This window comes from Pseudoalteromonas sp. KJ63-1, assembly GCF_055808145.1.
In genome coordinates this window covers 2,085,628-2,106,471 of sequence record NZ_CM147855.1, presented here as the reverse complement: position 1 = coordinate 2,106,471, position 20,844 = coordinate 2,085,628, and the positions used below count along the sequence as shown (strand labels likewise).

General features: G+C 39.0%; 16 protein-coding genes, 15 tRNA genes and 5 pseudogenes. 21 read left to right on the top strand and 15 right to left on the bottom strand.

Annotation, left to right across the window (positions count from 1 at the left end; translation table 11 throughout):
- The first annotated feature begins 41 nt into the window (after positions 1-41).
- From zipA to msrB, 6 genes and pseudogenes are all read left to right on the top strand, one after another.
- Positions 42-787, top strand: a pseudogene (gene zipA, locus AC0L7Q_RS10055) (cell division protein ZipA).
- Positions 788-865: 78 nt separating this feature from the next.
- The gene (ligA, locus tag AC0L7Q_RS10050; RefSeq protein WP_413402516.1) at positions 866-2,887 is read left to right on the top strand and encodes an NAD-dependent DNA ligase LigA; all 2,022 of its coding nucleotides are present in this window, start codon (positions 866-868) and stop codon (positions 2,885-2,887) included.
- Positions 2,880-3,224 carry a DUF3392 family protein gene (locus AC0L7Q_RS10045; protein WP_409423435.1) on the top strand — a complete coding sequence of 115 codons (345 nt, stop codon included), beginning with the start codon at positions 2,880-2,882 and terminating at the stop codon, positions 3,222-3,224. Before ligA ends, AC0L7Q_RS10045 begins: the two co-directional genes overlap by 8 nt.
- Positions 3,221-3,721 (top strand): DUF2919 domain-containing protein, encoded by a 501-nt coding sequence (locus tag AC0L7Q_RS10040; RefSeq protein WP_131691260.1) that lies wholly within the window; start codon positions 3,221-3,223, stop codon positions 3,719-3,721. Before AC0L7Q_RS10045 ends, AC0L7Q_RS10040 begins: the two co-directional genes overlap by 4 nt.
- Before the next feature lie 8 nt (positions 3,722-3,729).
- Complete coding sequence (locus AC0L7Q_RS10035) at positions 3,730-4,170, top strand: hypothetical protein (RefSeq protein WP_409423433.1); 441 nt, start codon at positions 3,730-3,732, stop codon at positions 4,168-4,170.
- An 82-nt stretch (positions 4,171-4,252) separates the two neighbouring features.
- On the top strand, positions 4,253-4,693 hold the full coding sequence (gene msrB / locus AC0L7Q_RS10030) for a peptide-methionine (R)-S-oxide reductase MsrB (protein ID WP_413402513.1): 441 nt from the start codon (positions 4,253-4,255) through the stop codon (positions 4,691-4,693).
- 264 nt (positions 4,694-4,957) lie between these two features.
- Here msrB and AC0L7Q_RS10025 read toward each other — a convergent pair whose 3' ends face one another.
- The 8 genes from AC0L7Q_RS10025 to AC0L7Q_RS09990 all read right to left on the bottom strand — a co-directional run bounded on the left by AC0L7Q_RS10025 (position 4,958) and on the right by AC0L7Q_RS09990 (position 8,254).
- On the bottom strand, positions 4,958-6,589 hold the full coding sequence (locus AC0L7Q_RS10025) for a response regulator (RefSeq protein WP_413402511.1): 1,632 nt from the start codon (positions 6,587-6,589) through the stop codon (positions 4,958-4,960).
- Positions 6,590-6,993: 404 nt separating this feature from the next.
- A tRNA-Val gene (locus AC0L7Q_RS10020) sits at positions 6,994-7,069 on the bottom strand.
- A gap of 49 nt (positions 7,070-7,118) precedes the next feature.
- A tRNA-Val gene (locus tag AC0L7Q_RS10015) sits at positions 7,119-7,194 on the bottom strand.
- Positions 7,195-7,345: 151 nt separating this feature from the next.
- Positions 7,346-7,421: transfer RNA gene (locus AC0L7Q_RS10010), tRNA-Val, on the bottom strand.
- 49 nt (positions 7,422-7,470) lie between these two features.
- Positions 7,471-7,546 (bottom strand) — tRNA-Val (locus tag AC0L7Q_RS10005).
- A 167-nt stretch (positions 7,547-7,713) separates the two neighbouring features.
- Positions 7,714-7,789, bottom strand: a tRNA-Val gene (locus AC0L7Q_RS10000).
- A gap of 167 nt (positions 7,790-7,956) precedes the next feature.
- Positions 7,957-8,032, bottom strand: a tRNA-Val gene (locus tag AC0L7Q_RS09995).
- Positions 8,033-8,178: 146 nt separating this feature from the next.
- Positions 8,179-8,254 (bottom strand) — tRNA-Val (locus AC0L7Q_RS09990).
- Positions 8,255-9,020: 766 nt separating this feature from the next.
- On the opposite strand from AC0L7Q_RS09990, the gene AC0L7Q_RS09985 reads away from it, so the two are divergent.
- The 9 genes from AC0L7Q_RS09985 to AC0L7Q_RS09945 all read left to right on the top strand — a co-directional run bounded on the left by AC0L7Q_RS09985 (position 9,021) and on the right by AC0L7Q_RS09945 (position 10,838).
- Positions 9,021-9,096 (top strand) — tRNA-Ala (locus AC0L7Q_RS09985).
- 36 nt (positions 9,097-9,132) lie between these two features.
- Positions 9,133-9,208, top strand: a tRNA-Glu gene (locus tag AC0L7Q_RS09980).
- Positions 9,209-9,352: 144 nt separating this feature from the next.
- Positions 9,353-9,428, top strand: a tRNA-Glu gene (locus tag AC0L7Q_RS09975).
- A gap of 85 nt (positions 9,429-9,513) precedes the next feature.
- A tRNA-Glu gene (locus AC0L7Q_RS09970) sits at positions 9,514-9,589 on the top strand.
- An 85-nt stretch (positions 9,590-9,674) separates the two neighbouring features.
- Positions 9,675-9,750, top strand: a tRNA-Glu gene (locus tag AC0L7Q_RS09965).
- Positions 9,751-9,835: 85 nt separating this feature from the next.
- Positions 9,836-9,911: transfer RNA gene (locus AC0L7Q_RS09960), tRNA-Glu, on the top strand.
- A gap of 85 nt (positions 9,912-9,996) precedes the next feature.
- A tRNA-Glu gene (locus AC0L7Q_RS09955) sits at positions 9,997-10,072 on the top strand.
- 173 nt (positions 10,073-10,245) lie between these two features.
- A tRNA-Glu gene (locus AC0L7Q_RS09950) sits at positions 10,246-10,321 on the top strand.
- A 250-nt stretch (positions 10,322-10,571) separates the two neighbouring features.
- Positions 10,572-10,838 carry a DksA/TraR family C4-type zinc finger protein gene (locus AC0L7Q_RS09945; protein WP_055013360.1) on the top strand — a complete coding sequence of 89 codons (267 nt, stop codon included), beginning with the start codon at positions 10,572-10,574 and terminating at the stop codon, positions 10,836-10,838.
- A gap of 49 nt (positions 10,839-10,887) precedes the next feature.
- On the opposite strand, the gene gloA is transcribed toward AC0L7Q_RS09945, so the two are convergent.
- Together gloA and AC0L7Q_RS09935 are read right to left on the bottom strand one after the other, a co-directional pair.
- Positions 10,888-11,274, bottom strand: coding sequence for a lactoylglutathione lyase (gene gloA / locus AC0L7Q_RS09940; protein ID WP_413402509.1), 387 nt, complete (start codon positions 11,272-11,274; stop codon positions 10,888-10,890).
- 86 nt (positions 11,275-11,360) lie between these two features.
- Complete coding sequence (locus tag AC0L7Q_RS09935) at positions 11,361-13,271, bottom strand: aminotransferase class V-fold PLP-dependent enzyme (RefSeq protein ID WP_409423428.1); 1,911 nt, start codon at positions 13,269-13,271, stop codon at positions 11,361-11,363.
- 483 nt (positions 13,272-13,754) lie between these two features.
- On the opposite strand from AC0L7Q_RS09935, the gene AC0L7Q_RS09930 reads away from it, so the two are divergent.
- Together AC0L7Q_RS09930 and AC0L7Q_RS09925 are read left to right on the top strand one after the other, a co-directional pair.
- The gene (locus tag AC0L7Q_RS09930) at positions 13,755-13,988 is read left to right on the top strand and encodes a hypothetical protein (RefSeq protein WP_409423427.1); all 234 of its coding nucleotides are present in this window, start codon (positions 13,755-13,757) and stop codon (positions 13,986-13,988) included.
- Complete coding sequence (locus tag AC0L7Q_RS09925; RefSeq protein ID WP_409423426.1) at positions 13,931-14,752, top strand: DUF5677 domain-containing protein; 822 nt, start codon at positions 13,931-13,933, stop codon at positions 14,750-14,752. Before AC0L7Q_RS09930 ends, AC0L7Q_RS09925 begins: the two co-directional genes overlap by 58 nt.
- A gap of 290 nt (positions 14,753-15,042) precedes the next feature.
- Here AC0L7Q_RS09925 and AC0L7Q_RS09920 read toward each other — a convergent pair.
- Positions 15,043-16,146: pseudogene (locus AC0L7Q_RS09920) on the bottom strand (IS3 family transposase).
- Between the two features lie 34 nt (positions 16,147-16,180).
- Between AC0L7Q_RS09920 and AC0L7Q_RS09915 the strand changes: the two are divergent.
- Positions 16,181-16,312 carry a diguanylate cyclase domain-containing protein gene (locus AC0L7Q_RS09915; protein WP_409425576.1) on the top strand — a complete coding sequence of 44 codons (132 nt, stop codon included), beginning with the start codon at positions 16,181-16,183 and terminating at the stop codon, positions 16,310-16,312.
- 186 nt (positions 16,313-16,498) lie between these two features.
- Here AC0L7Q_RS09915 and AC0L7Q_RS09910 read toward each other — a convergent pair.
- Together AC0L7Q_RS09910 and AC0L7Q_RS09905 are read right to left on the bottom strand one after the other, a co-directional pair.
- A pseudogene (locus tag AC0L7Q_RS09910) lies at positions 16,499-16,759 on the bottom strand (endonuclease III); the annotation flags it as partial.
- Positions 16,760-16,885: 126 nt separating this feature from the next.
- Positions 16,886-17,958, bottom strand: a pseudogene (locus AC0L7Q_RS09905) (serine hydrolase domain-containing protein).
- 245 nt (positions 17,959-18,203) lie between these two features.
- Here AC0L7Q_RS09905 and AC0L7Q_RS09900 point away from each other — a divergent pair.
- From AC0L7Q_RS09900 to AC0L7Q_RS09890, 3 genes are read left to right on the top strand one after another with little or no spacing between them, the layout of a single operon-like run.
- The gene (locus AC0L7Q_RS09900) at positions 18,204-18,554 is read left to right on the top strand and encodes a DUF6249 domain-containing protein (RefSeq protein WP_058552694.1); all 351 of its coding nucleotides are present in this window, start codon (positions 18,204-18,206) and stop codon (positions 18,552-18,554) included.
- 18 nt (positions 18,555-18,572) lie between these two features.
- On the top strand, positions 18,573-19,088 hold the full coding sequence (locus AC0L7Q_RS09895; protein WP_409423425.1) for an RNA polymerase sigma factor: 516 nt from the start codon (positions 18,573-18,575) through the stop codon (positions 19,086-19,088).
- Positions 19,089-19,136: 48 nt separating this feature from the next.
- Positions 19,137-19,433: a hypothetical protein gene (locus AC0L7Q_RS09890; protein ID WP_058552696.1), complete on the top strand. Its 297-nt coding sequence runs from the start codon at positions 19,137-19,139 to the stop codon at positions 19,431-19,433.
- 126 nt (positions 19,434-19,559) lie between these two features.
- On the opposite strand, the pseudogene AC0L7Q_RS09885 reads toward AC0L7Q_RS09890, so the two are convergent.
- A pseudogene (locus AC0L7Q_RS09885) lies at positions 19,560-19,811 on the bottom strand (endonuclease III); the annotation flags it as partial.
- A 123-nt stretch (positions 19,812-19,934) separates the two neighbouring features.
- Positions 19,935-20,804: a DMT family transporter gene (locus tag AC0L7Q_RS09880; RefSeq protein WP_096038569.1), complete on the bottom strand. Its 870-nt coding sequence runs from the start codon at positions 20,802-20,804 to the stop codon at positions 19,935-19,937.
- Between the last annotated feature and the right edge of the window lie 40 nt (positions 20,805-20,844).

Below are 20,844 nucleotides of genomic sequence, written 5' to 3'. Positions count from 1 at the left end.
AATGATGGCTGTTAGGCATATTAATAATAAAAGGTGAGGGGATGGCCGAAGAATTAAGATGGGTTTTAATTGTGATCAGTGTATTTGTCATTGGTGGCTTATTAATACACGGTTTGTGGTCAGTAAGAAAAAAGAGAATGCTGAACTCCCTGCAAGCGAGCGAGTTGAACCTGTTCAAGAACAGCAGCCTTCATCTGTGCATGCTGAGCCACAAGAGCCTATATTAGCGCAACGAGAAGAACCACAAATGAGTGAGTTAAACTTCAGCGCTGATGAGCCACAAATAGATGTTAGCCCTGCTGATACAGCTATTGAAGATGACCTTGAAGTTGTAACCGAAGAGGCTGTAGATACACAACAAGACGCCCCTAAAGATGTTGCTGACTTTGTTATTGTACATATTCAAATGCCAGAAGGGCTGACCATGCAAGGCAGTAAATTACTGCCTGCAGTTAACACGCTAGGTTTTAAATATTCAGAAGAAGGTTTTTTTAACCGCCATCTAGATCCAGCAGGCCAAGGGCCGGTGTTATTTAGGTTGGTAAATATGTATAACCCTGGCACGTTCGATATTGATAATATGGAACAGTTTAGCACCGCAGGTGTAAGCTTATTTATGACACTGCCATGTGATGGCGATGGCCTTGCTGCGTTTAATATGTTGCATAGCGCTGCTAAGAAGCTAGCCGATGAATTTGGTGCTGAAATCCTGGATGCTGAGCGCAACGAAATGACGGTAGAGCGTATTCGTCAATATGTTGAGCAGGTTCGCGCATTTTCTGCGTAATATACGCATAAGTTAAATTTTGTAAGCCACTGGGCGTTCACTCGTCAAAGTGGCTTTTTTTATGTTTTTGAGGTCTACATGGCAAGCAGCATTAGTGAGCAAATTAATCATCTTCGTAACACGCTTGAGCAACACAATTATAGTTATTATGTGCTTGATACACCCAGCATACCCGATGCCGAATATGATCGCTTATTACGTACTTTGAGCGAATTAGAAACCCAGCATCCTGAGTTTTTAACTGCCGATTCACCTACGCAAAAAGTAGGTGGGGCAGCGCTTGCCAAGTTTGAGCAAGTAGCACACCAAGTGCCTATGCTATCGCTAGATAACGCTTTTGGTGAAGACGAATTTAGTGGTTTTAATCGTCGTATTAAAGAGCGCTTAATGAGCACTGAAGAGCTTACATTTTGCTGTGAGCCTAAACTGGATGGTTTAGCGGTATCAATTATTTATCGTGATGGGGTATTAGTGCAAGCAGCGACTCGTGGCGATGGCTTTACTGGCGAAAATATTACCCAAAATGTAAAAACAATTCGCAATGTGCCATTAAAGCTACGCGGTGATGATTACCCACGTGAGCTTGAAGTGCGCGGCGAAGTATTTATGGATAGCGCTGGGTTTGACAAGCTTAATGCCGAAGCAGAAAAGCGTGGTGACAAAGTTTTTGTAAACCCACGTAATGCGGCAGCGGGAAGTTTACGCCAGCTCGATTCAAAAATTACCGCAAAACGGCCACTGATGTTTTATGCCTACAGCACCGGATTGGTCGCCGATGGCACCTTACCTGAAGATCACTACCAGCAGCTCGCCAAGCTTACTGATTGGGGATTACCACTTTGCCCTGAAACAAAATTAGTTGAAGGCCCAAAGGCCGCGCTTGCCTATTATAATGACATTTTAACGCGCCGTAGCGAGCTAAAATATGAAATAGATGGCGTGGTAATAAAAGTAAATAAAAAAGCCCTACAAGAGCGCCTAGGCTTTGTTGCGCGTGCACCGCGTTGGGCTATTGCTTATAAGTTTCCGGCACAAGAAGAAATAACACACTTGCTAGATGTAGAGTTTCAAGTAGGGCGTACTGGGGCAATTACCCCTGTTGCGCGATTAGAGCCGGTATTTGTTGGTGGTGTTACGGTATCGAATGCAACGCTGCATAATGCTGATGAAATTGCCCGTTTGGGCGTTAAAGTGGGCGACACTGTGATTATTCGTCGCGCTGGGGATGTGATCCCACAAATTACCCAAGTAGTGCTTGAACAACGGCCAAGCGATGCAAAAGAGATTGTATTTCCAACTATGTGCCCAATTTGTGACTCGCACGTTGAGCGGGTTGAAGGTGAAGCGGTTGCTCGTTGTACCGGCGGCTTGGTATGTCAAGCACAGCGCAAACAAGCGATTAAACATTTTGCTTCACGTAAGGCTTTAGATATTGACGGCTTAGGCGACAAAATAGTTGATCAATTGGTTGATCGAGAGCTGATCAAAACGCCTGCTGATTTATTTATTTTAAAGCAGGGACACTTTGAGTCACTTGAACGAATGGGGCCAAAATCAGCGAAAAACTTAGTTGCAGCGCTTGATGATGCCAAAACCACTACCTTAGCAAAGTTTTTATATTCACTGGGTATTCGTGAAGTCGGTGAGGCCACAGCACAAAACTTGGCCAATCACTTTTTAACGCTTGAAAAAGTAATTGATGCCAGCATTGAACAGCTGATAGAAGTAAGCGATGTAGGTGAAATAGTAGCAAAACACGTTCGTGGCTTTTTTACTGAAGAGCACAACCTGACAGTGGTAAACGAATTAATAGCGCAAGGGGTAAACTGGCCACAGTTAACAGCGCCATCAGAGCAAGAACAGCCGCTAGCGGGTTTAACTTATGTACTAACAGGGACGCTTAATACACTTAATCGTAATGATGCAAAAGCGCGCCTACAGCAATTAGGTGCCAAGGTTTCTGGCAGTGTTTCAGCAAAAACCGATGCCTTAGTGGCGGGTGAGAAAGCCGGCTCTAAGCTCACCAAAGCGCAAGAGCTCGGTATAGAAATACTGACAGAGGATGATTTAATTACTTTGTTAGAGACTCATAATGGCTAGTTTTACAAATATACTCAATACGCTGCTAATTGACCTAGGCCAATGGCTACAGGGCTATTTGCCGCATTTATCACTACTTTTAATGGTGTGCTTGGTATCGCTGTATGCGGATGACATTTTAAAACTAACCAAAGGGGTGGTAGCTAGGCGCCATTTTATTATTCGCGTAGTATGTTTTGTGTTGATCACTGCGTTTGGCTTTGGTTTGTTAGTGGTGTGGCTAAGCCCGCTGCTAACCAAAGCTTTGCTGTTTTTTGGGACTAAGTGGTTAGGGCTTACTTTACTAGCGGCATTTTTTATTTTGGGCACTATTGCCGATAGGAAAAACCAGCTGTGAGTCGATATGGACCTGAATACTGGGATAAATATGGAAGTTACCGTACACCATTAGCATTTCACTTGAGTATTTTAGTGCTACTGCGTGCCTATTTTATTTGGGTGATAGCCGCGTTAAGTCGTCGACCTGAGCTTGATTTAATGTCATTGTTTTTTAGATCAAAAAATGATTTTTTTATTGCTATAGCGATCGGTGCAGTAGCGATTGTACCTACTATTTTATTTTGTTTACGCAGACCAAGAGACTCGCATCAAGCTACGCAGCGCTTGGCGCGTATTTGGCGATATATGCGTTGGCCGCTGATTGCATGTGCGTTAATCGATTTGTCATGGTTGAGTATTCAAGCAGCTCATAGCCACTATCGCTTCTCATTGTTTTTAGCTGTACAAATGGTAATTGTATTGTGGGTGTTGTGGTATTTGGCGAAAAGTCGTTACTTAAGTGTTTTCTTTAGTGATTGGCCTGAGCCGACAGAAAAAGCAACCGATAAAAAGTAAGCGAGATTATGCATAGTATCAATAAAAAAATAGCACTAGTAATCGCTTTAATAGGGCTTGTAATTATAGCGTGTGGCTACTTTTTTTCTTTAGGGGAACACCTTTGGTTTAAAGCTGCTTTAGTAATGTGGGTTGTGGTGTTTTGTTCGTGTTGTTACCGATTAACGCCGTTGTTTAAAATGCGCAATCCATTGCGTAATTTTATTCAACGCGATGCGCAGCACTTGTTTGTTTTTAGTTTAACGGGTCTGTTTGATAAAAAAAATGGTCCGCATTGGTTAGTCATCAGTAATATTGAGTTGATAGAAATAAGAAACGATGAACTAATAGTGCATAGTAATAATGACCGGCAATTAAGCGTTAGTATTCCAGGCAGCAGAGCACAATTACACGCTTATATAAACCGTATACTTACTGTAACAGAAAAGCATACTATAGCCTTTAAATAGCGTTGATCTTGGTATTAGCCACAGGCGTAAAAGACTATAAGCAAATGACTGCTAGTTAAATTAATAACGTAATGAGGTTGTTATGTTGAAGTGGAACGATATTGTTAATTTTGCCAACCATGGCAATCCAACACCGGTTCGAAAAGTGGTTAAAACAGATCAGCAATGGCGCGAACTGTTAAACGAAGAACAATATTATGTGACCCGTAAAAAGGGGACTGAACGACCAAATAGTTCAAGTAGTTGTACCTTGTTAGAGCCAGGTAGGTATGTGTGTGTTTGTTGTGACAACTTACTATTTGATGCAGATGAAAAGTTTGATAGCGGCACCGGCTGGCCCTCATTTACCCAACCGGCGACTGAGGAAGCAATTGGTTATGTAATGGATAGTAGCCATGGTATGGAACGAGTTGAAGTTGTTTGTAATGTGTGTGATGCGCATTTAGGGCATATTTTCCCTGATGGGCCACCTCCTTCCGGTTTACGCTACTGTGTAAACGCACTGGCAATGAAAAAGCTTTAGGGCTTATTGGCCTTTCAATGCCAAATAGGCGCTGCCCAAAGGGTTCTGCCAAGTGAAGATTAACCCTTTGTTGACTAGGGAAATGTAGGTAAGGGGCGTGAGCAAAACGCGGAAGCTTTGCTCGATTTTTATTTATTCTTACATGGATGTAAGCCAGTAAAATAACGTAGGAGCAGTTATTGAGCCCACTAGGTTACAAACCTCGCGCCGCGATTAAATCGTCCCTTGCTTGAACAAATTTTAATCCGCAAATATCACTAAGCCCTAACTAATCTCTAGTTTCATTTCTTTAGCAATCTGAAGTAGTTTATCGAACCGCTCCGATTGCTCTTCTGCTAGGGGTGATTTTGTTAATAGTTTAAAGCATTTTTTAGCCAAGACACTGTTGAAAGAATCACCATGTTTTTTTGATTTATCGACCAAACATTGTAATAAATTGAGCGCAATACTTGGATTGTGCGGCATGACTCTAAAGGCTTGGCTAAATGCCTCTAAAGCTACATTTAACTGGCCGCGCTCAAACTGTTTAACAGCATGATTATTAAGTTCTTTCGGCCCCATTTTTATGTCACGTCTTTCACTTTGTTGTTGCTGTATATAACGCAAGTAAGTAGCGTCGCTTCTACTTGGATGACGCTCGCAATGATCAATAATATGGCTAAATAACGTTTGCGCCTTTTGGTGAAAACCTAATTCATGCAGTGCTTTTGCTTTATCTAGGGCTCCATCCACTGAGCGTATTTGAGTATCGCTGTCATCAAGTTGCTCAATGAGCTGTTTCGCTTTTTTATGTTCATCTTTTAAATAATAAAGGCGAGCATTGAGCACATCAATTTGGGTTTGCGCATTACTGGTTGGGAATTGTGTTTTTAGCTCATTGATATATTTATTTGTTTGACGAGAAATTCTGTTTATTTGGTCAGTTTGATCTGTGGTCAATGCAAAGTCAATCCCAGCACGAGCAGCATTTAAATAGATGTCTGGGCTATCGTGCATTGAGTATTTAGCGTAAGTGGCAATATCTTTTTGAGTTAAGTAGCTGGTTTCGTAATCTCTATTAATGAGCGATACGCTGTTAAGTGATTTTTGACGGTCTATATTACGTGGGGCAATATGTGCAGCTTGGCTTAAAAAGTCTTGGGCTAAATCGAATTGGTTTAGTTTTATTTCTAAACGCCCCAATAAGTCTAAGGCTATAAGTCGAGTCTCATTACGTTCAAGCATTGTTTTAAGCATGCGCTGAGCCAAAATATGCTCATTGTTAGCAATTAAAGCCTCTACTAATCCTACTTTTGCCCATGCAAACTTTTGCATATTCAAAACTGATTTAAAAAAGTCTTTCGCCTCTTGGTTTTGTTTTAGCGCCAGTAAAATGTTGCCTTTTAATCTAAGCAGAATAGGGCTGTATTTATTACTTTTATCAAGTTGAGCATTAATTTTTTTTAACGCTTTAGACTGGTTATCGTCATCAATTAAAGTGTAAATAGCTTTAAGGTCGCTTTTTCGTTTGAGAATACGCTCTATGCGTACTCTTAGCTCTTGTACAGAGAAGGGTTTTACCAAAAAGTCATCGGGTTGAAGCTCTAATACACTGTGAACTAATTCTCCGCTCGTTTCCGCAGATGTAAAAATAAACCCAGTAGAGTGTTTAATTAACGCTTTAGCGCGTAACTCTTCATAAAGCTGGTAGCCATCTTGGCGTTTACTTAGATTAAAAGAGCAAATTACCAAGTCAAATTCTTCATGTAAGCATTGTTCTTTTGCCGCTAAGCCGTGATCTGCAAAACGCAAATGTCCAAAGCCTATTTTTTCGAGCGACTGCTTCATGTAGCTTTGAGCTAATGGTTGCTCTTCTACAATCAGTATTTTGGCTTCATTAAAAATATTTTTAGACATTGGCTTAAGCGTAATTGAATTTAACACAGACTATAATCAACAGTTTAGACGCTTACAAGGTAATTTAAAGATTAGCTTCGAAGATGAGAGCTTATTAAGCAAATTAATTACAAAGGTTTATATTTTTATCTTAAAAGAGCTAAAAACCCATTTAAAGTAAATGGATAGCACGCGTAATAAAGTAAGTTTAAACAAAATGATTTTGGAGATAATAAAACTCGGAAGATAGATTTTTGGTATGTGCTTGGTAATACTGATTTTTTGAAACCGAAGAATTACTTGATAACGAATTCTAAATGGTAATTAATACTGAACTTGAACTAAAAGAGTGGAGGATAATGAATATTAAAATGGAAGGTGATACTGGAGGATTTAGATTTTTGTAATATGCACCATTCAAAGAATGGTGGGTCGTACTGGACTTGAACCAGTGACCCTCGCCTTGTAAGGGCGATGCTCTCCCAACTGAGCTAACGACCCATATTACAAATTTAAACATGTAACTATTTATATAATAAATTTTTATATGTGGTGGGTGATACTGGACTTGAACCAGTGACCCTCGCCTTGTAAGGGCGATGCTCTCCCAACTGAGCTAATCACCCACATATAAATTAAAACGCTACTATTAAAATAAATAGTACTGGACTTTAACCAGCGAACCTCGCCGTTACTTGTAAATAGCGGTGATGCTCTCTTTTTCTAACTGAGCTAATCACTCATTTAGATATCTTGTAATATGCACCATTCAAAGAATGGTGGGTCGTACTGGACTTGAACCAGTGACCCTCGCCTTGTAAGGGCGATGCTCTCCCAACTGAGCTAACGACCCATATTACAAATTTACACATGACTATTAACATAATAATAGATTTTATATGTGGTGGGTGATACTGGACTTGAACCAGTGACCCTCGCCTTGTAAGGGCGATGCTCTCCCAACTGAGCTAATCACCCACATATAAATTAAAACACTACTATTAAAATAAATAGTACTGGACTTTAACCAGTGAACTTCTCCGTTACTTGTAAATAGCGGTGATGCTCTCATTTCTTGTAACTGAGCTAACGACCCATATTACAAATTTAAACATGTAACTATTTATATAATAAATTTTTATATGTGGTGGGTGATACTGGACTTGAACCAGTGACCCTCGCCTTGTAAGGGCGATGCTCTCCCAACTGAGCTAATCACCCACATATAAATTAATCAAAACTATTATAATAAATAGTACTGGACTTTAACCAGTGAACTTCGCCGTTACTTGTAAATAGCGGTGATGCTCTCATTTCTTGTAACTGAGCTAACAACCCATATTACAAATTCAGAACATGACTATTAATATAATAATAAGTTTTATATGTGGTGGGTGATACTGGACTTGAACCAGTGACCCTCGCCTTGTAAGGGCGATGCTCTCCCAACTGAGCTAATCACCCACATATAAATTAATCAAAACTATTATAATAAATAGTACTGGACTTTAACCAGTGAACATAGCAATTACTTGTAAGTAAAATAATGCTCTCTTATTCTGATTGGGTTAATAAACCCGTACAGAACTTAGATACGACACATTAAAATGTGGTGGGTGATACTGGACTTGAACCAGTGACCCTCGCCTTGTAAGGGCGATGCTCTCCCAACTGAGCTAATCACCCGCATCTAAACAACACCACATTGCTGCGTTGTTGTGGGGCGCTATTATAGATAGACTTGTAAATGTGTCAACACTTGAATGATAAAAATGTGCTGAATGAAGCTTTTATAATCAATGCAATGCAAATAGTGTTCACTTTATCAACAAGGTAACATAAAACGAACAATAAGCACCTTTGGCTGGGGGTTAATATAATTATATTTATATTCACTAGATAGAGTTCTGTTGCTTTTTAAGTATGAAAATTAATTCAATTTAGTGGTAATTGATTTGCCGAGTCAGGGTTGCAACCAAGAAATCAAAGTTAAACTTTCTAGTTCAGATCATCCTGCCTATATTATTCAATTGTTTAAACCACTCAAATTAGCAAGTTGTTTATCGCTTAGCATAGTTAAGCTTTACAATTAGTATTTAATAAAATCCAGCTAGGTTATGATGGAAGTAGGCCCGTTTTAGGCAAAAAGCGGTGGTAACTCAATTTGCATATAAATGTATACCTTTTGAGTCCGATGTAAATAGGTGCTTTTAGTATTATAAAGTCGTTATTCTCAACTCAAACGCAAATGTGGCACACTTAACGTAACTCATGGTTACTAAATACTATGAAAATCTACTTTTTAGCATGTATGATAGCCAGTTTGTTGAAAATTAAACCATTTAAATAATGTCGCACAAAAAACTGTTGACTTTATTTTGGGGGGTGCATAGAATGCGCCCCGCACTAAGCGATACACGACGTGGTTATCACCGAGCGTATTGAATAAGTTGGGGCTATAGCTCAGCTGGGAGAGCGCTTCGCTGGCAGCGAAGAGGTCTGCGGTTCGATCCCGCATAGCTCCACCAATTTTTAGTGTTTGTCCTAGGGTAACAGTTTTCTGTGTCCCCATCGTCTAGAGGCCTAGGACACCGCCCTTTCACGGCGGTAACAGGGGTTCGAATCCCCTTGGGGACGCCACTTAACTTTTTAGTTAAAGGCGGTTTTACCGAGAAAATAGCGTAACACATAAAGCTCGAGTCTTTATTTGTACTATTGCGCCATTACCTTAAAAGCTCAGGATGTGAGTTTAACTAATCAATTGTCCTAGTGACACTTTTTAGTGTCCCCATCGTCTAGAGGCCTAGGACACCGCCCTTTCACGGCGGTAACAGGGGTTCGAATCCCCTTGGGGACGCCACTTACTATTATATAGTAGGGTAGTGTTATTAAAGCTCGTCTGAATCGAGTCTAAACTTTCAGTTGTCCTAGTGACACTTTTTAGTGTCCCCATCGTCTAGAGGCCTAGGACACCGCCCTTTCACGGCGGTAACAGGGGTTCGAATCCCCTTGGGGACGCCACTTACTATTATATAGTAGGGTAGTGTTATTAAAGCTCGTCTGAATCGAGTCTAAACCTTCAGTTGTCCTAGTGACACTTTTTAGTGTCCCCATCGTCTAGAGGCCTAGGACACCGCCCTTTCACGGCGGTAACAGGGGTTCGAATCCCCTTGGGGACGCCACTTACTATTATACAGTAGGGTAGTGTTATTAAAGCTCGCCTGAATCGAGTTTAAACTTTCAGTTGTCCTAGTGACACTTTTTAGTGTCCCCATCGTCTAGAGGCCTAGGACACCGCCCTTTCACGGCGGTAACAGGGGTTCGAATCCCCTTGGGGACGCCACTTACTATTATACAGTAGGGTAGTGTTATTAAAGCTCGCCTGAATCGAGTCTAAACTTTCAGTTGTCCTAGTGACACTTTTTAGTGTCCCCATCGTCTAGAGGCCTAGGACACCGCCCTTTCACGGCGGTAACAGGGGTTCGAATCCCCTTGGGGACGCCACTTACTATTATACAGTAGGGTAGTGTTATTAAAGCTCGTCTGAATCGAGTCTAAACTTTCAGTTGTCCTAGTGACACAGAAAATGTTTCTGAGAAGATAATGCCATTCGCCTCACAGGCTCGGCTCATCTTACACAGAAATAGCAAATCAGTGATTTGCAAACCAATTTCTGCGTCCCCATCGTCTAGAGGCCTAGGACACCGCCCTTTCACGGCGGTAACAGGGGTTCGAATCCCCTTGGGGACGCCACTTACTTTTTCTAAAGTAGGTATGTGTTATTAAGATAAAAAACTATCTGTTCAAGCACTTTTACGCTCGTCTATAAAATACCTTTCTAAATTAAATATTTAGGTTTATCAAAGCCTAGATTCATGATATCCACTCAAGTATTGTTCAACCTCAAAAAGACTTAATTAAAAGTAGCTGTGTTTTTTATTCAGGGCTTATAAATATTCTACTTGTTAATCTACATAAAACTTCCAAAGAATGAGGAGGATTTATGGCAAGTGGATGGGCGCGAGATGGCGCAATTCAAGATCAAATAGATGCAAGTGTTAATGATGCTGTGCAATACGCGAGAAGTAACCTAATTTCAGGAGCGAGCGCTGAACTTTGTGATGAGTGTGACGAGAGGATACCACAAGCAAGAAGGTTAGCGTTACCAGGCGTGCGCTATTGTATTTCATGCCAAGCGGAATTAGAAGGGCTACCAAGTAATGCTAACGCGTTTAATCGCCGTGGCAGTAAAGATAGTCAATTACGATAAAGGTGCTCAAGGCACCTTTTTTTATGGGTAAAATACTACCCGTGATTATTTATGATTTTTTCTGAATAAGTTCAATTGCATATCCATCAGGGTCTTTAACAAATGCAATTTCCGTTTTGCCACCTTTTACTGGACCTGGTTCACGACTAACGTTACCGCCAGCTGCTTTGATATCCTCACAGGCCTTATAAATATCATCAAATTCAATCGCTATATGGCCATAGGCATTACCTAAATCGTAGCTGTCAGTATCCCAGTTATAGGTCAGTTCAAGTACTGTTGTATCAGTTTCATCACCGTAGCCGACGAATGCAAGGGTATAGCGATACTCTTCATTATCAGCACGACGTAACTCTTTCATACCTAGCACATTAGTGTAAAAGGCAATTGATTTATCTAGATCAGTAACCCGTAACATAGTATGTAGTAAACGCATTTAAATTTACCTCAATTTATTCTTTGAAATCTATAAAGTACGATTATAAGCAATTCCTAATCATAATACTGTATTACACGATATTTTTACTTCTCAACTTTACCTTTAAGAACATAGATTTCGCCATCAAAGCTGCCCTGAATCGTTAATCCTTGTCCAGCCAATTCTTTAAGGTAGTCTATATGCTCTTGTGTAATATGTTGCCCCGGAACCAAAAGCGGAATGCCTGGCGGGTAGGGCGTAACTAAACCGGCACAAATGCGGTTGTTACTTTTGCTAATAGTTACCGATTCGCGCTCGCCATAAAAAGCTTCGCTTGGAATACAGGCTAAGTCTATAGCTGGTAAATTCTCCGGTAAGCGAGAACGTCGTGTCGATGTGGCTAGTTTTACCTTGCCACTATCGAGTTTTTTCAACGCATTATATAAACGAATGATCTTCGAACGCGTGCCGCCAAGGGTTAGTAACACCAAAATAGTACTGTGGGTGTATTTTTCTATTTCTAGGCCAATTTCATCCAGCAGATACTTATGAATATCTTTTAATGAATAGGGTAATTCGCTAATGTCGATAAGTATTTTTAGCGGGTCGTGGCCCATGTTATCACCACTAAAGTGCGGAAATATTTCCATAAACTCTTGTTTACCAAGCACTTTAATCTGCTTTAGTGATGCCATCTGTTGCTTAAATTCGTCGACATGATTTAACAAGGCATTGAGTAACTTATAGCCTTCCATCTCCAATTGTTTTTGGCACACATCAAGAGAAGCGATAAGCTGATATTTCGGCGATGTACTGGCATAAATACTGTAAATCTCGCGAAAGAAGTCAGCATCAAAATCAGGATCGTTTACATGGATATACGATGCCTGAGAAAATGCTGATACCACTTTGTGCGCTGAATGAGTGACATAATCAGCGCCAGCATGAATCGCAGAGTAATACCGTAAACTTGGATGAAATAGCGAGTAAGCAAACCACGCTTCGTCGATAAACACCTTAATACCATGTTGATGAGCAAACTCGACTACCTGTTTAAGGTCGCTCAGTAGGCCATCGTAAGTACAACCGGTAAGAACCAGCAATTTCGCATCGCTATTTTGTTCTATTGTTTGTTTAATATCAGCCAACGACGGTGGCGCAAAAATCCCATATTTAGGGTTTAAAATACTCGACAAATAAATGGGTAAACTGGCTGATTGCAAAATGCCATAGTGCACAGATTTATGGCAATTACGGTCAATAATCACTTTATCGCCTTTGCGAAGCAGTGTCTGCAAGATGATTTTATTTGAAGTGGATGACCCATTAGTGACGAAGTAAGTATGCTTCACCTCAAACGTAGCGGCAGCTGATTCTTGGGCACGGCCAATGGTATTGGTGCTATCTGATAATGAGCCTAACGAATCGACTGACACCGACAAGTCACCCACAAACACATTGCGGCCATAAAACTGATAAAAATCTTTAATATAGGGAGAATTTCTAAAGCTAGAACCGCCACTGTGGCCTGGAGTGTGCCATGAATCGTTCGACTCGCCAACATAGCGACGGTACGCTGTCCAAAATGGGGTTTCTGAGCGATCATCAAAGTCGTTAATCATATAACCTAAAATTGCTTCAGGGTCTGAGATTACTTCATCTTTAAAGAAGAATGACTCAATCTCCTCCGACTCATTAACGATTTCCAGCCCCTCTGTGTCGTCACCAATAACATACACAGGTAACTCAAGTCGGATCCCCTTTAGCTGCTCGATAAAACGACTATAAGTGCGTTCGCCAACCTTATTTTGCACATCCCAACTAAGTACAACGGCCTGAATATCACCATCTTCCTTTACACACTCCAGTGCTTGTTCAAGCTCAAGGTACTCAATAATATCGATATGAATATCGTTTCGCTCGAAATTAGGGATAACTTTCGACAGATTCGTCGAAAGTTCTTTTAAGGTGCTAGGGTCTTGCTCAATTAACAATATACGAAGTAAGGGTAACATAGAGGGTCCGGACTATAATTTTATTATGCTCAACAGCATAACGAATGGATTAACTGTTGTGAAATTAATAGTTTGAAAATGTGCCAATAATTACGCCAAATCACGAATAAATAGCTTTTATTTAAATTGACTTACAAGGTATGAAAAATGAAAGGCACCAAAGTCAGGCACATACATTAATAAACAAAAAGTAATACTGAAATGCGCATTAATTATTGAGCTGTTGTAGCTCATATCTGAATTACAGCTATGAGCGATAAGCGGACCTTGAATAAAATGTAAAGCGTCTTTATTTTCACATTACTGAGAATTCTCAGTAGATCGCGATAAAGTTATGTCAGAACCGGTTCTTCCTTAGTAACAAATTGAATTAACTTAGACTTATGGTATTTTAACTAGATAGTCGTAGACGCATATTAATGAGACGTCCACATAATAAGATGTTAGTACTATTCTATTGAACCAAATTAGTGAGCCATTCTAGTGGAATATACGTTCGGCGAAATTCATAAGAAAATAGAGCAAGAAGAATCATTTGAAAGTAAGACAGAGGCTGAAATTGACAGCTTTATTTCGGGAGTAGCAAGCGAAATCTTAAATGATAGCTTAGATGCTTTGGAAGATGGTTTAAAAAGTCGAAGAGAGTCACAAGGTAAGATATGGAATATTGGGGAGCCACTTTTAACCTCTTTGATTTTTATATTGCCAGTTACCTAGATATTGCATCAATGTATCGCGAGTTTGTTTTAAAAACGGATGATTGCCTCGATCTTAGGTTTGTTGCTTTGACACAGCTTCATGCTAAATCTGTGTTAGTTCTTAGAGAAATTCAAGCGTTAATTGAGGCTGGTTACCCTGATGGTGCAATGACTCGGTGGCGAACACTCCACGAATTAGCTGTATGCTCTTGTGTTATTTTTGAATCTAAAAAATCCGCCAAATATTATCTTTTGTCTGAAAATATTAAGAATGCTAAAGGTGCAAAGTGTTATAGCGATTATGCTGTTAAATTAGATCATAAGCCATATACGCAATCTGAATTAGATTCAATTGCTTCTTTAAAAGCGGCTTCGCTTGAAGAACTAGGCGATGATTATAATAAATCAGATTATTTTTGGGCAATGCCATTTTTGAAAGAGAACGGCTATAAAGGAAATCGTCCTAACTTATATGACTTAGAAGTAAAAGTTGGTTTAGATCACTATCGACCTTACTTTACCTTAGCATGCGAGAAGATCCATGCTCCATCTGGGGTTAATTATGCAAATTTCGCAACTTCAAAGCTTAATAGTGCTGTACTTGTTGTAGGTCCAAGTCATTATGGTTATGAGACACCTATTAATCTAGCAATGCTATCGTCAATAATTACATTTTCTAAATTTTTATTTTTGTTCCCTAGTTTAGACTGCACCATATTTTTGAAAATGATTTCTCTTGCACAAGAAAAAGTACTAGAGTCTGCATTCGCAAAAAAGTGCTAACAAGGTGTTTAAACGGAACCAAAACAGTTGGTTTGGTTTCGTTTCGCTCCACATTATAACCAACTGTTTTAGTCCGCTTAATGCGGCGTTAAATACACTAGAGAAATTATGGCAGAGAAATTACAGATCGCAATTTACATATCTCTCGGAAGCTTAGCTGTTTCTTCCTTAAGTTTTCTTTTCGCCGTGAGGCAGTCAAAAATTAATAAGAAGAATGAGCGGCTTCGTGCGTACGATAAGGTATACCATGACGCATCAGATTTACTTCTGTTTGGACTTCCCAGCTTTCACTAGACAGTTTTTAACTCAGAATAGTACGCTTCTTCAAACTTAGCAGGTGAAACACCGCCTGTGTGTGAATGGCGCTTTTTTGGATTGTAAAACATTTCTATAAAATTGAATATCTCACCTTTCGCATCTTCGCGTGTCGAGTATATCTTACGCTTAACTATTCGCTTTTTAATTGTCGCAAAAAAGCTTTCAGCAACCGCATTATCATGACAGTTCCCAGCACGGCTCATCGACGGCACAAGATTATGTTCTTTCATAAATGCGAGATAGTCAGCGCTACCGTATTGACTACCTTGATCACTATGCACCATTACCTCAGCCTTCGGTTGACGTTGATATACAGCCATCAGCAGTGCGTTTATCACAAGGCGCTTATCCATATTTTTATCCATCGACCAACCCACAATACGCCTAGAGAATAAATCCATTACTGTTGCCACATATAAAAAACCTTCATAAGTTCTTATATAAGTTATGTCGCTCACCCATGATTGATTCGGCGCAGGTGGGTTAAATTGACGCGCTAATAAGTTATCTGCAATCCGCGATGTCTTACCGACTTTAATATGGCGACGCTTATACCCAATTTGCGCTGCACCGCTCACCGGCTTCACGCAAGTCTGCATGTATCCAAGGGCTACCATATGTGCCGCCACTGGCTACATAAAACGCTTTAATGAGCTTCAACAAGCGATTATCTTCAAGCGCTCTATTGCTTAAAGGCTTTTTCAACCACGCATAAAAACCACTGCGATGCAGCTTAAAAAGGCGGCACATCGTCGTAATGGAAAACTCACTTTGATGATCACGAATGAAGCCGTACTTTACTCGGGGTTGCTGGCAAAGTACCTTGCGGCCTTTTTTAAAATATCCCGTTCCTCCGTGACACGTTTCAATTGCGCTTCTAATTTAGCGATCTTTAATTTTTCATCGGATGGTTGAACGGATTTAGGTTTATCTGATAATTGGCTTCGCCAGTGATATAGCGTTTTAGTAGAAATATCTAACCGTTCAGCGACTTCTGCAACTGAATATTCGCGCTCAGTAACTTGTTTAACAGCCGCTTCTTTAAACTCTTGGGTAAAACGTTTGCCTTTGCTCATAAAACACCTCTTATTAGAAGTTACAATGTAACTTATTGGGTGTCTAGCAAACTATGGGAAGTCCATATCGCCTGGCGATAAAGACTATGAATCAGTAATTAAAAGAGCTGATGTTGCTCTATATGAAGCTAAAAACTCTGGTCGAAACAAAGTAGTTATAGCGTGAATGATTTGTTTTTAATCGATTAAATAAGTAGTAAGGTAGGAAAAGTTAAATTGAAAGCCATAACGCTCACCACTGACTGTAAGCGTGTATCATAGAAGGTTCAATAGCAAAATTTCAATGGCTGTGATGAGCGCAAAATTTTATTCTGGTTATTTGTTTTTATTGATTAATATTATTTGCTCTAGGCTAGTCAGTTTTATCTTTAAACTCACACAAGTCTTCAATAATACAACTACCACACTTAGGTTTGCGTGCCACGCAAGTATAACGCCCATGTAAAATGAGCCAGTGGTGCACATCGACTTTAAATTCTTTGGGGATCACTTTTTCGAGTTTTTGCTCAACCGCAACCACGTCTTTACCCATATCCAGCTTGGTCCGGTTTGATACATGGAATATGTGCGTATCTACGGCTATTGTCGGCCAGCCAAAGTATAAGGAAAGTAGATAGAGTTGTTTATCATTGAGCTGATATTAAATAAATCAGATATCAGCATCGATAAATTTTTGTATTTAGTCAGGATGTTTATCTTTTATTAGTTAAACGATAAAGCTTGCAGAACAATGCCATTATTAGCTATTTTCTATAAAGAGTGCGGCGATATTTCTGGTTATTTGAGTCGGTGAATTGCAGTCGCAATTAGTGAGCCCAATAACATATAGATTTTGACTTGGGATATACACACCCATTGATTTGAAGCCAAATATACTGCCGCCATGCTCTCTTGTTGGCACACCGTTTAAGTCTTTTAAATGCCAACCATAACCATAAGAAATTGGCTCGCCATTATTTAGTCTATATTTGCTAAAAGCCATTTCTACAGTGCTTTGTTTTACTAATAGATGCTTATCGATAGCTTGTTGCCAAATTAGCATATCATCTACTGTCGACATTAATGAACCTGATGAGTAGGGTATGCTCAGGCTCACCATTACCCTGTTAGTGTATTGCCCTTTGTTATGGTAACCGTATGCTCTGTTTTTTATTACTTCTCTGTCATTTGCGTATCTGGAGTCTTTCATATTAAGCTTTTTAAATATTTGCTTTTCAACAAAATCTTCATATGTTTCTCCAGAAGCTATTTCAATAATATGGCCTAAAAGTACATAGCCTGAGTTGTTATACTTAAATTTTTCTCCGGGATTAAAATCTACAGGCTCATTTTTGAAAAAATCTACTAACTCTTGAGGGGACAGATCTTTTTTTGCAACAGCCCATAACGTTTTCATTTTAGTAAAGTCTTTAATACCAGATGTATGGGTTAAAAGGTGGTGTAAAGTAATATTTTCACCATTAGGATAATTAGGTAAATATTTAGCAATATTATCATTTACGTCTAATTTTTTTGTTCGTGTAATATCAATATACTTAGTGCTGTAAACTGCTTAGTCATTGAACCCATTTGAAATACATTGTTAGCTTTCATATCAACATCTAACTCAATATTAGCCTTACCGAATGCTTTTCTATAAATAGGTACACCATCTTTAGCCACTAAGAAAACAGCACCTGTAGCGTTTGGCTGAAATTTTTCAAGCAATAAATGATCTATTTTCTTTGTGAATTCATTCGCAATCGCAGTTCCTTGCAAGCAAATTATTGTTGTGACAATCAATGTTATTTTTAAGATGTATTTTGAAATCATTAATATGTTCTCTTTAATTTAAATTTATATGACACCAACTTAGATACTGAAAAAAACAACTTTAGATGCAAAATATTTAAAAATTAAAAAACTAATAAAATCAATGAGTTTTTGGTTTGTTTTTTAAGGGCATAATGAAATAATCATAAACTCAAATAAAAAATAATATTCTGCATCTAAATATCATTGCCGTGGTATCTAAGTAATATCTAATTAAATTTACACTTAACTAAAGTGAGGAAAAAATGTCTGATTTATGGATACCGATTACAGGTGCTATCTGTTTAACTATTATGGTAATTGTTAATGCTATTGCCAGTGGGAAGAATAAAAAGGAAATTCAACTAACCATACGCCAGTTATTAGACAAAGGAGAAAGTATCACGCCAGAGTTATTGGAAAAGCTCGGAACATTCAAATCACAAAAAATTATCGATTTACGTCGTGCTTTAGCCTTAGCAAGTGTTGGGTTAGCCTGTGTTCTTTCAGGGTTCATCGTTAATGAAATACGTATTGGGCTTGCTATTGGTATTTTTCCATTATTGTTAGGCGTTGCCTTTTTCCTTTGTTGGAAAACAAACCAAAATGCTGAATAAAAAGAACAGTTGATAGTGGTGGATGACAACACACTTATCGCTCGAGTTATCAACAGTGGTGATCAACATGCTTTTGCTACGCTTATAAAAAAATACCAAGGTGCAATACGACAATTTCTACGCCGATTAAACGCTGGAGATCAAGCAACTGCGGATGATATTGCACAGGAAGCTTTTTTAAGAATTTACCAAAAACTCGATACTTTTTTAGGCCAATCTTCTTTCAGTACCTGGGCACATAAAATTGCCTACAATTGTTTCTTAAAATATAAGCAAAAAGTTTATCACCAACATGAAGTTGACGGCTTGGATTTATCTATTTTCAGAGCTAAATTTGAAGACACTGAGAAAGACTTGATAATAGAGCGCTTAATGAATTGTTTAGATATAGCAGAGCGGACTTGTGTTACTTTATCTGTTAGTGCTGGTATGAGTCATCAAGAGATATCGACGATAACAAAATTCCCTTTGGGTACGGTTAAGTCTCATATCAACCGAGGCAAGCAGAAGTTAATGGATAAAGTTCATCAATAATAAATATTTTAAAATAAAGATCCTATAGCAAAGATCAAAGGATACACCATGAATACTAACGATGACTCACTTCTACTTTCGTTATTGCAATACCATACACGTATAGTAGATCAGCAATTTGTTGATGATATTATCAACAGTATTAAGACAAAGAATAAGTTTCGTCTGAAGGTGATGACTGTGGCCATGCTATTAGCATGCTCTTTGGCTATTCCACTGATAGGCGGCATCACTGAAGAACTCGTTTTCTTTAATGATTTTGCAGCATTATCTCCTTATATCATTACTGTTTTCTCACTATTAGTGTTGGGTTTCTTTGCTTGGTTAAGCAATGATAGCTTTTAAATAGCGAAGTTGCTTTATAGAGAATGTAGGTTAATGAATAGTAATTTAACTATATAATGCAGTAGTTAATACACAACTGAAGTGTGAAAATTGAATCCCCACGGACAGCTTTAATAGACTTTTTAGTTATTGTTCAGTTTTCTCTTTAAACTCACACAAGTCTTCGATAATACAGCTGCCACATTTTGGTTTACGTGCCACGCAAGTATAACGCCCATGTAAAATGAGCCAGTGATGTACATCGACTTTAAATTCTTTGGGGATCACTTTTTCGAGCTTTTGCTCAACCGCAACCACGTCTTTACCCATGGCAAGTTTAGTACGGTTAGATACACGGAATATGTGCGTATCTACAGCTATTGTCGGCCAGCCAAAAGATAATTAAGGTAGATAGCAAAAGGAAAACCTATGGACTGCTTTTAGCCATATGCTGACATTAAGCCTTAGCAAATTCAGGAGCATATTTAGGGCTATATATCTACATTGTTTTGACGGCTAACCTTAGTTTTTTTGAGGTTTGATTGTTTGCATCAATAGGCATAGTGATACTAAAGCTACGCCTGCCCAACCTATTACTTTAAATTTTTCCCCAATAATGACTATAGCTAAAACAGTTGCAACTAATGGTTCAATTAAGGTGATTAATGTCGCTTTACTTGCATCTATATAATTCAAGCCAAAACCAAATAATAAATATCCTAAAAACATTGGAATTATTGCCATATATAAAGATACGAAAGCATTAGATGAACTTGAAAATAAGTTATCACCCGTAAACCATAATGAAGGAAGTAACAATAGTGCAGCACAACCGAATAGCCCAGACATGGACGATGTTGAGTGAACGCCACTTTCAATTAAACACCTTGCCGCCCATGAATAACCTGCATAAGTTAAACCAGCAATACAACCTAAAATAATCCCCAAACCCTGTTGATTGATACTGTAAGCATTATTATTACTCTGGTCTTTACCTAAAGTTAACAGAGCAATACCTATAGCACCAATGACAAAGCTCAACATCCATTGCAATGAAATGTCCTTTTTGCTAATAAGACGTTCAAGGATTCCAGCAAAAAAAGGTGCAGTGGCTATAGATACTACAGTACCAATGGCAACACCTGATAAGCGCATTGAGGTATAGAATGCTAATGGGTAAATAGCGACAGAAGCGACACCTAAGAGAAATATTTTAGGCTGTTCGAGCATCAGCTTATAATCTATAAGTAGCTTTTTTCGAGCTGTGATTACAAGTAACACTCCTCCTATCCCCATAGAGAATGCACCAATAGCCAAAGAGCTTACATCTGGGGAGTAGCTTGCAGCAGTACCAGTTGTCCCCCACAAGAAACTAGCAACAATAATCGCCATAACACCTTTAAAACTTCCGTGATGATTTTCCACAATGAGA

What these genes read in the sequence shown, in the direction of transcription:
- ligA (WP_413402516.1), top strand. Translation starts at nt 866, where the DNA reads ATGGCAAGCAGCATTAGTGAGCAAATTAATCATCTTCGTAACACGCTT.
- AC0L7Q_RS10045 (WP_409423435.1), top strand. Translation starts at nt 2,880, where the DNA reads ATGGCTAGTTTTACAAATATACTCAATACGCTGCTAATTGACCTAGGC.
- AC0L7Q_RS10035 (WP_409423433.1), top strand. Translation starts at nt 3,730, where the DNA reads ATGCATAGTATCAATAAAAAAATAGCACTAGTAATCGCTTTAATAGGG.
- msrB (WP_413402513.1), top strand. Translation starts at nt 4,253, where the DNA reads ATGTTGAAGTGGAACGATATTGTTAATTTTGCCAACCATGGCAATCCA.
- AC0L7Q_RS10025 (WP_413402511.1), bottom strand. Translation starts at nt 6,589, where the DNA reads ATGTCTAAAAATATTTTTAATGAAGCCAAAATACTGATTGTAGAAGAG.
- AC0L7Q_RS09945 (WP_055013360.1), top strand. Translation starts at nt 10,572, where the DNA reads ATGGCAAGTGGATGGGCGCGAGATGGCGCAATTCAAGATCAAATAGAT.
- gloA (WP_413402509.1), bottom strand. Translation starts at nt 11,274, where the DNA reads ATGCGTTTACTACATACTATGTTACGGGTTACTGATCTAGATAAATCA.
- AC0L7Q_RS09935 (WP_409423428.1), bottom strand. Translation starts at nt 13,271, where the DNA reads ATGTTACCCTTACTTCGTATATTGTTAATTGAGCAAGACCCTAGCACC.
- AC0L7Q_RS09925 (WP_409423426.1), top strand. Translation starts at nt 13,931, where the DNA reads ATGGAATATTGGGGAGCCACTTTTAACCTCTTTGATTTTTATATTGCC.
- AC0L7Q_RS09900 (WP_058552694.1), top strand. Translation starts at nt 18,204, where the DNA reads ATGTCTGATTTATGGATACCGATTACAGGTGCTATCTGTTTAACTATT.
- AC0L7Q_RS09890 (WP_058552696.1), top strand. Translation starts at nt 19,137, where the DNA reads ATGAATACTAACGATGACTCACTTCTACTTTCGTTATTGCAATACCAT.
- AC0L7Q_RS09880 (WP_096038569.1), bottom strand. Translation starts at nt 20,804, where the DNA reads ATGGCGATTATTGTTGCTAGTTTCTTGTGGGGGACAACTGGTACTGCT.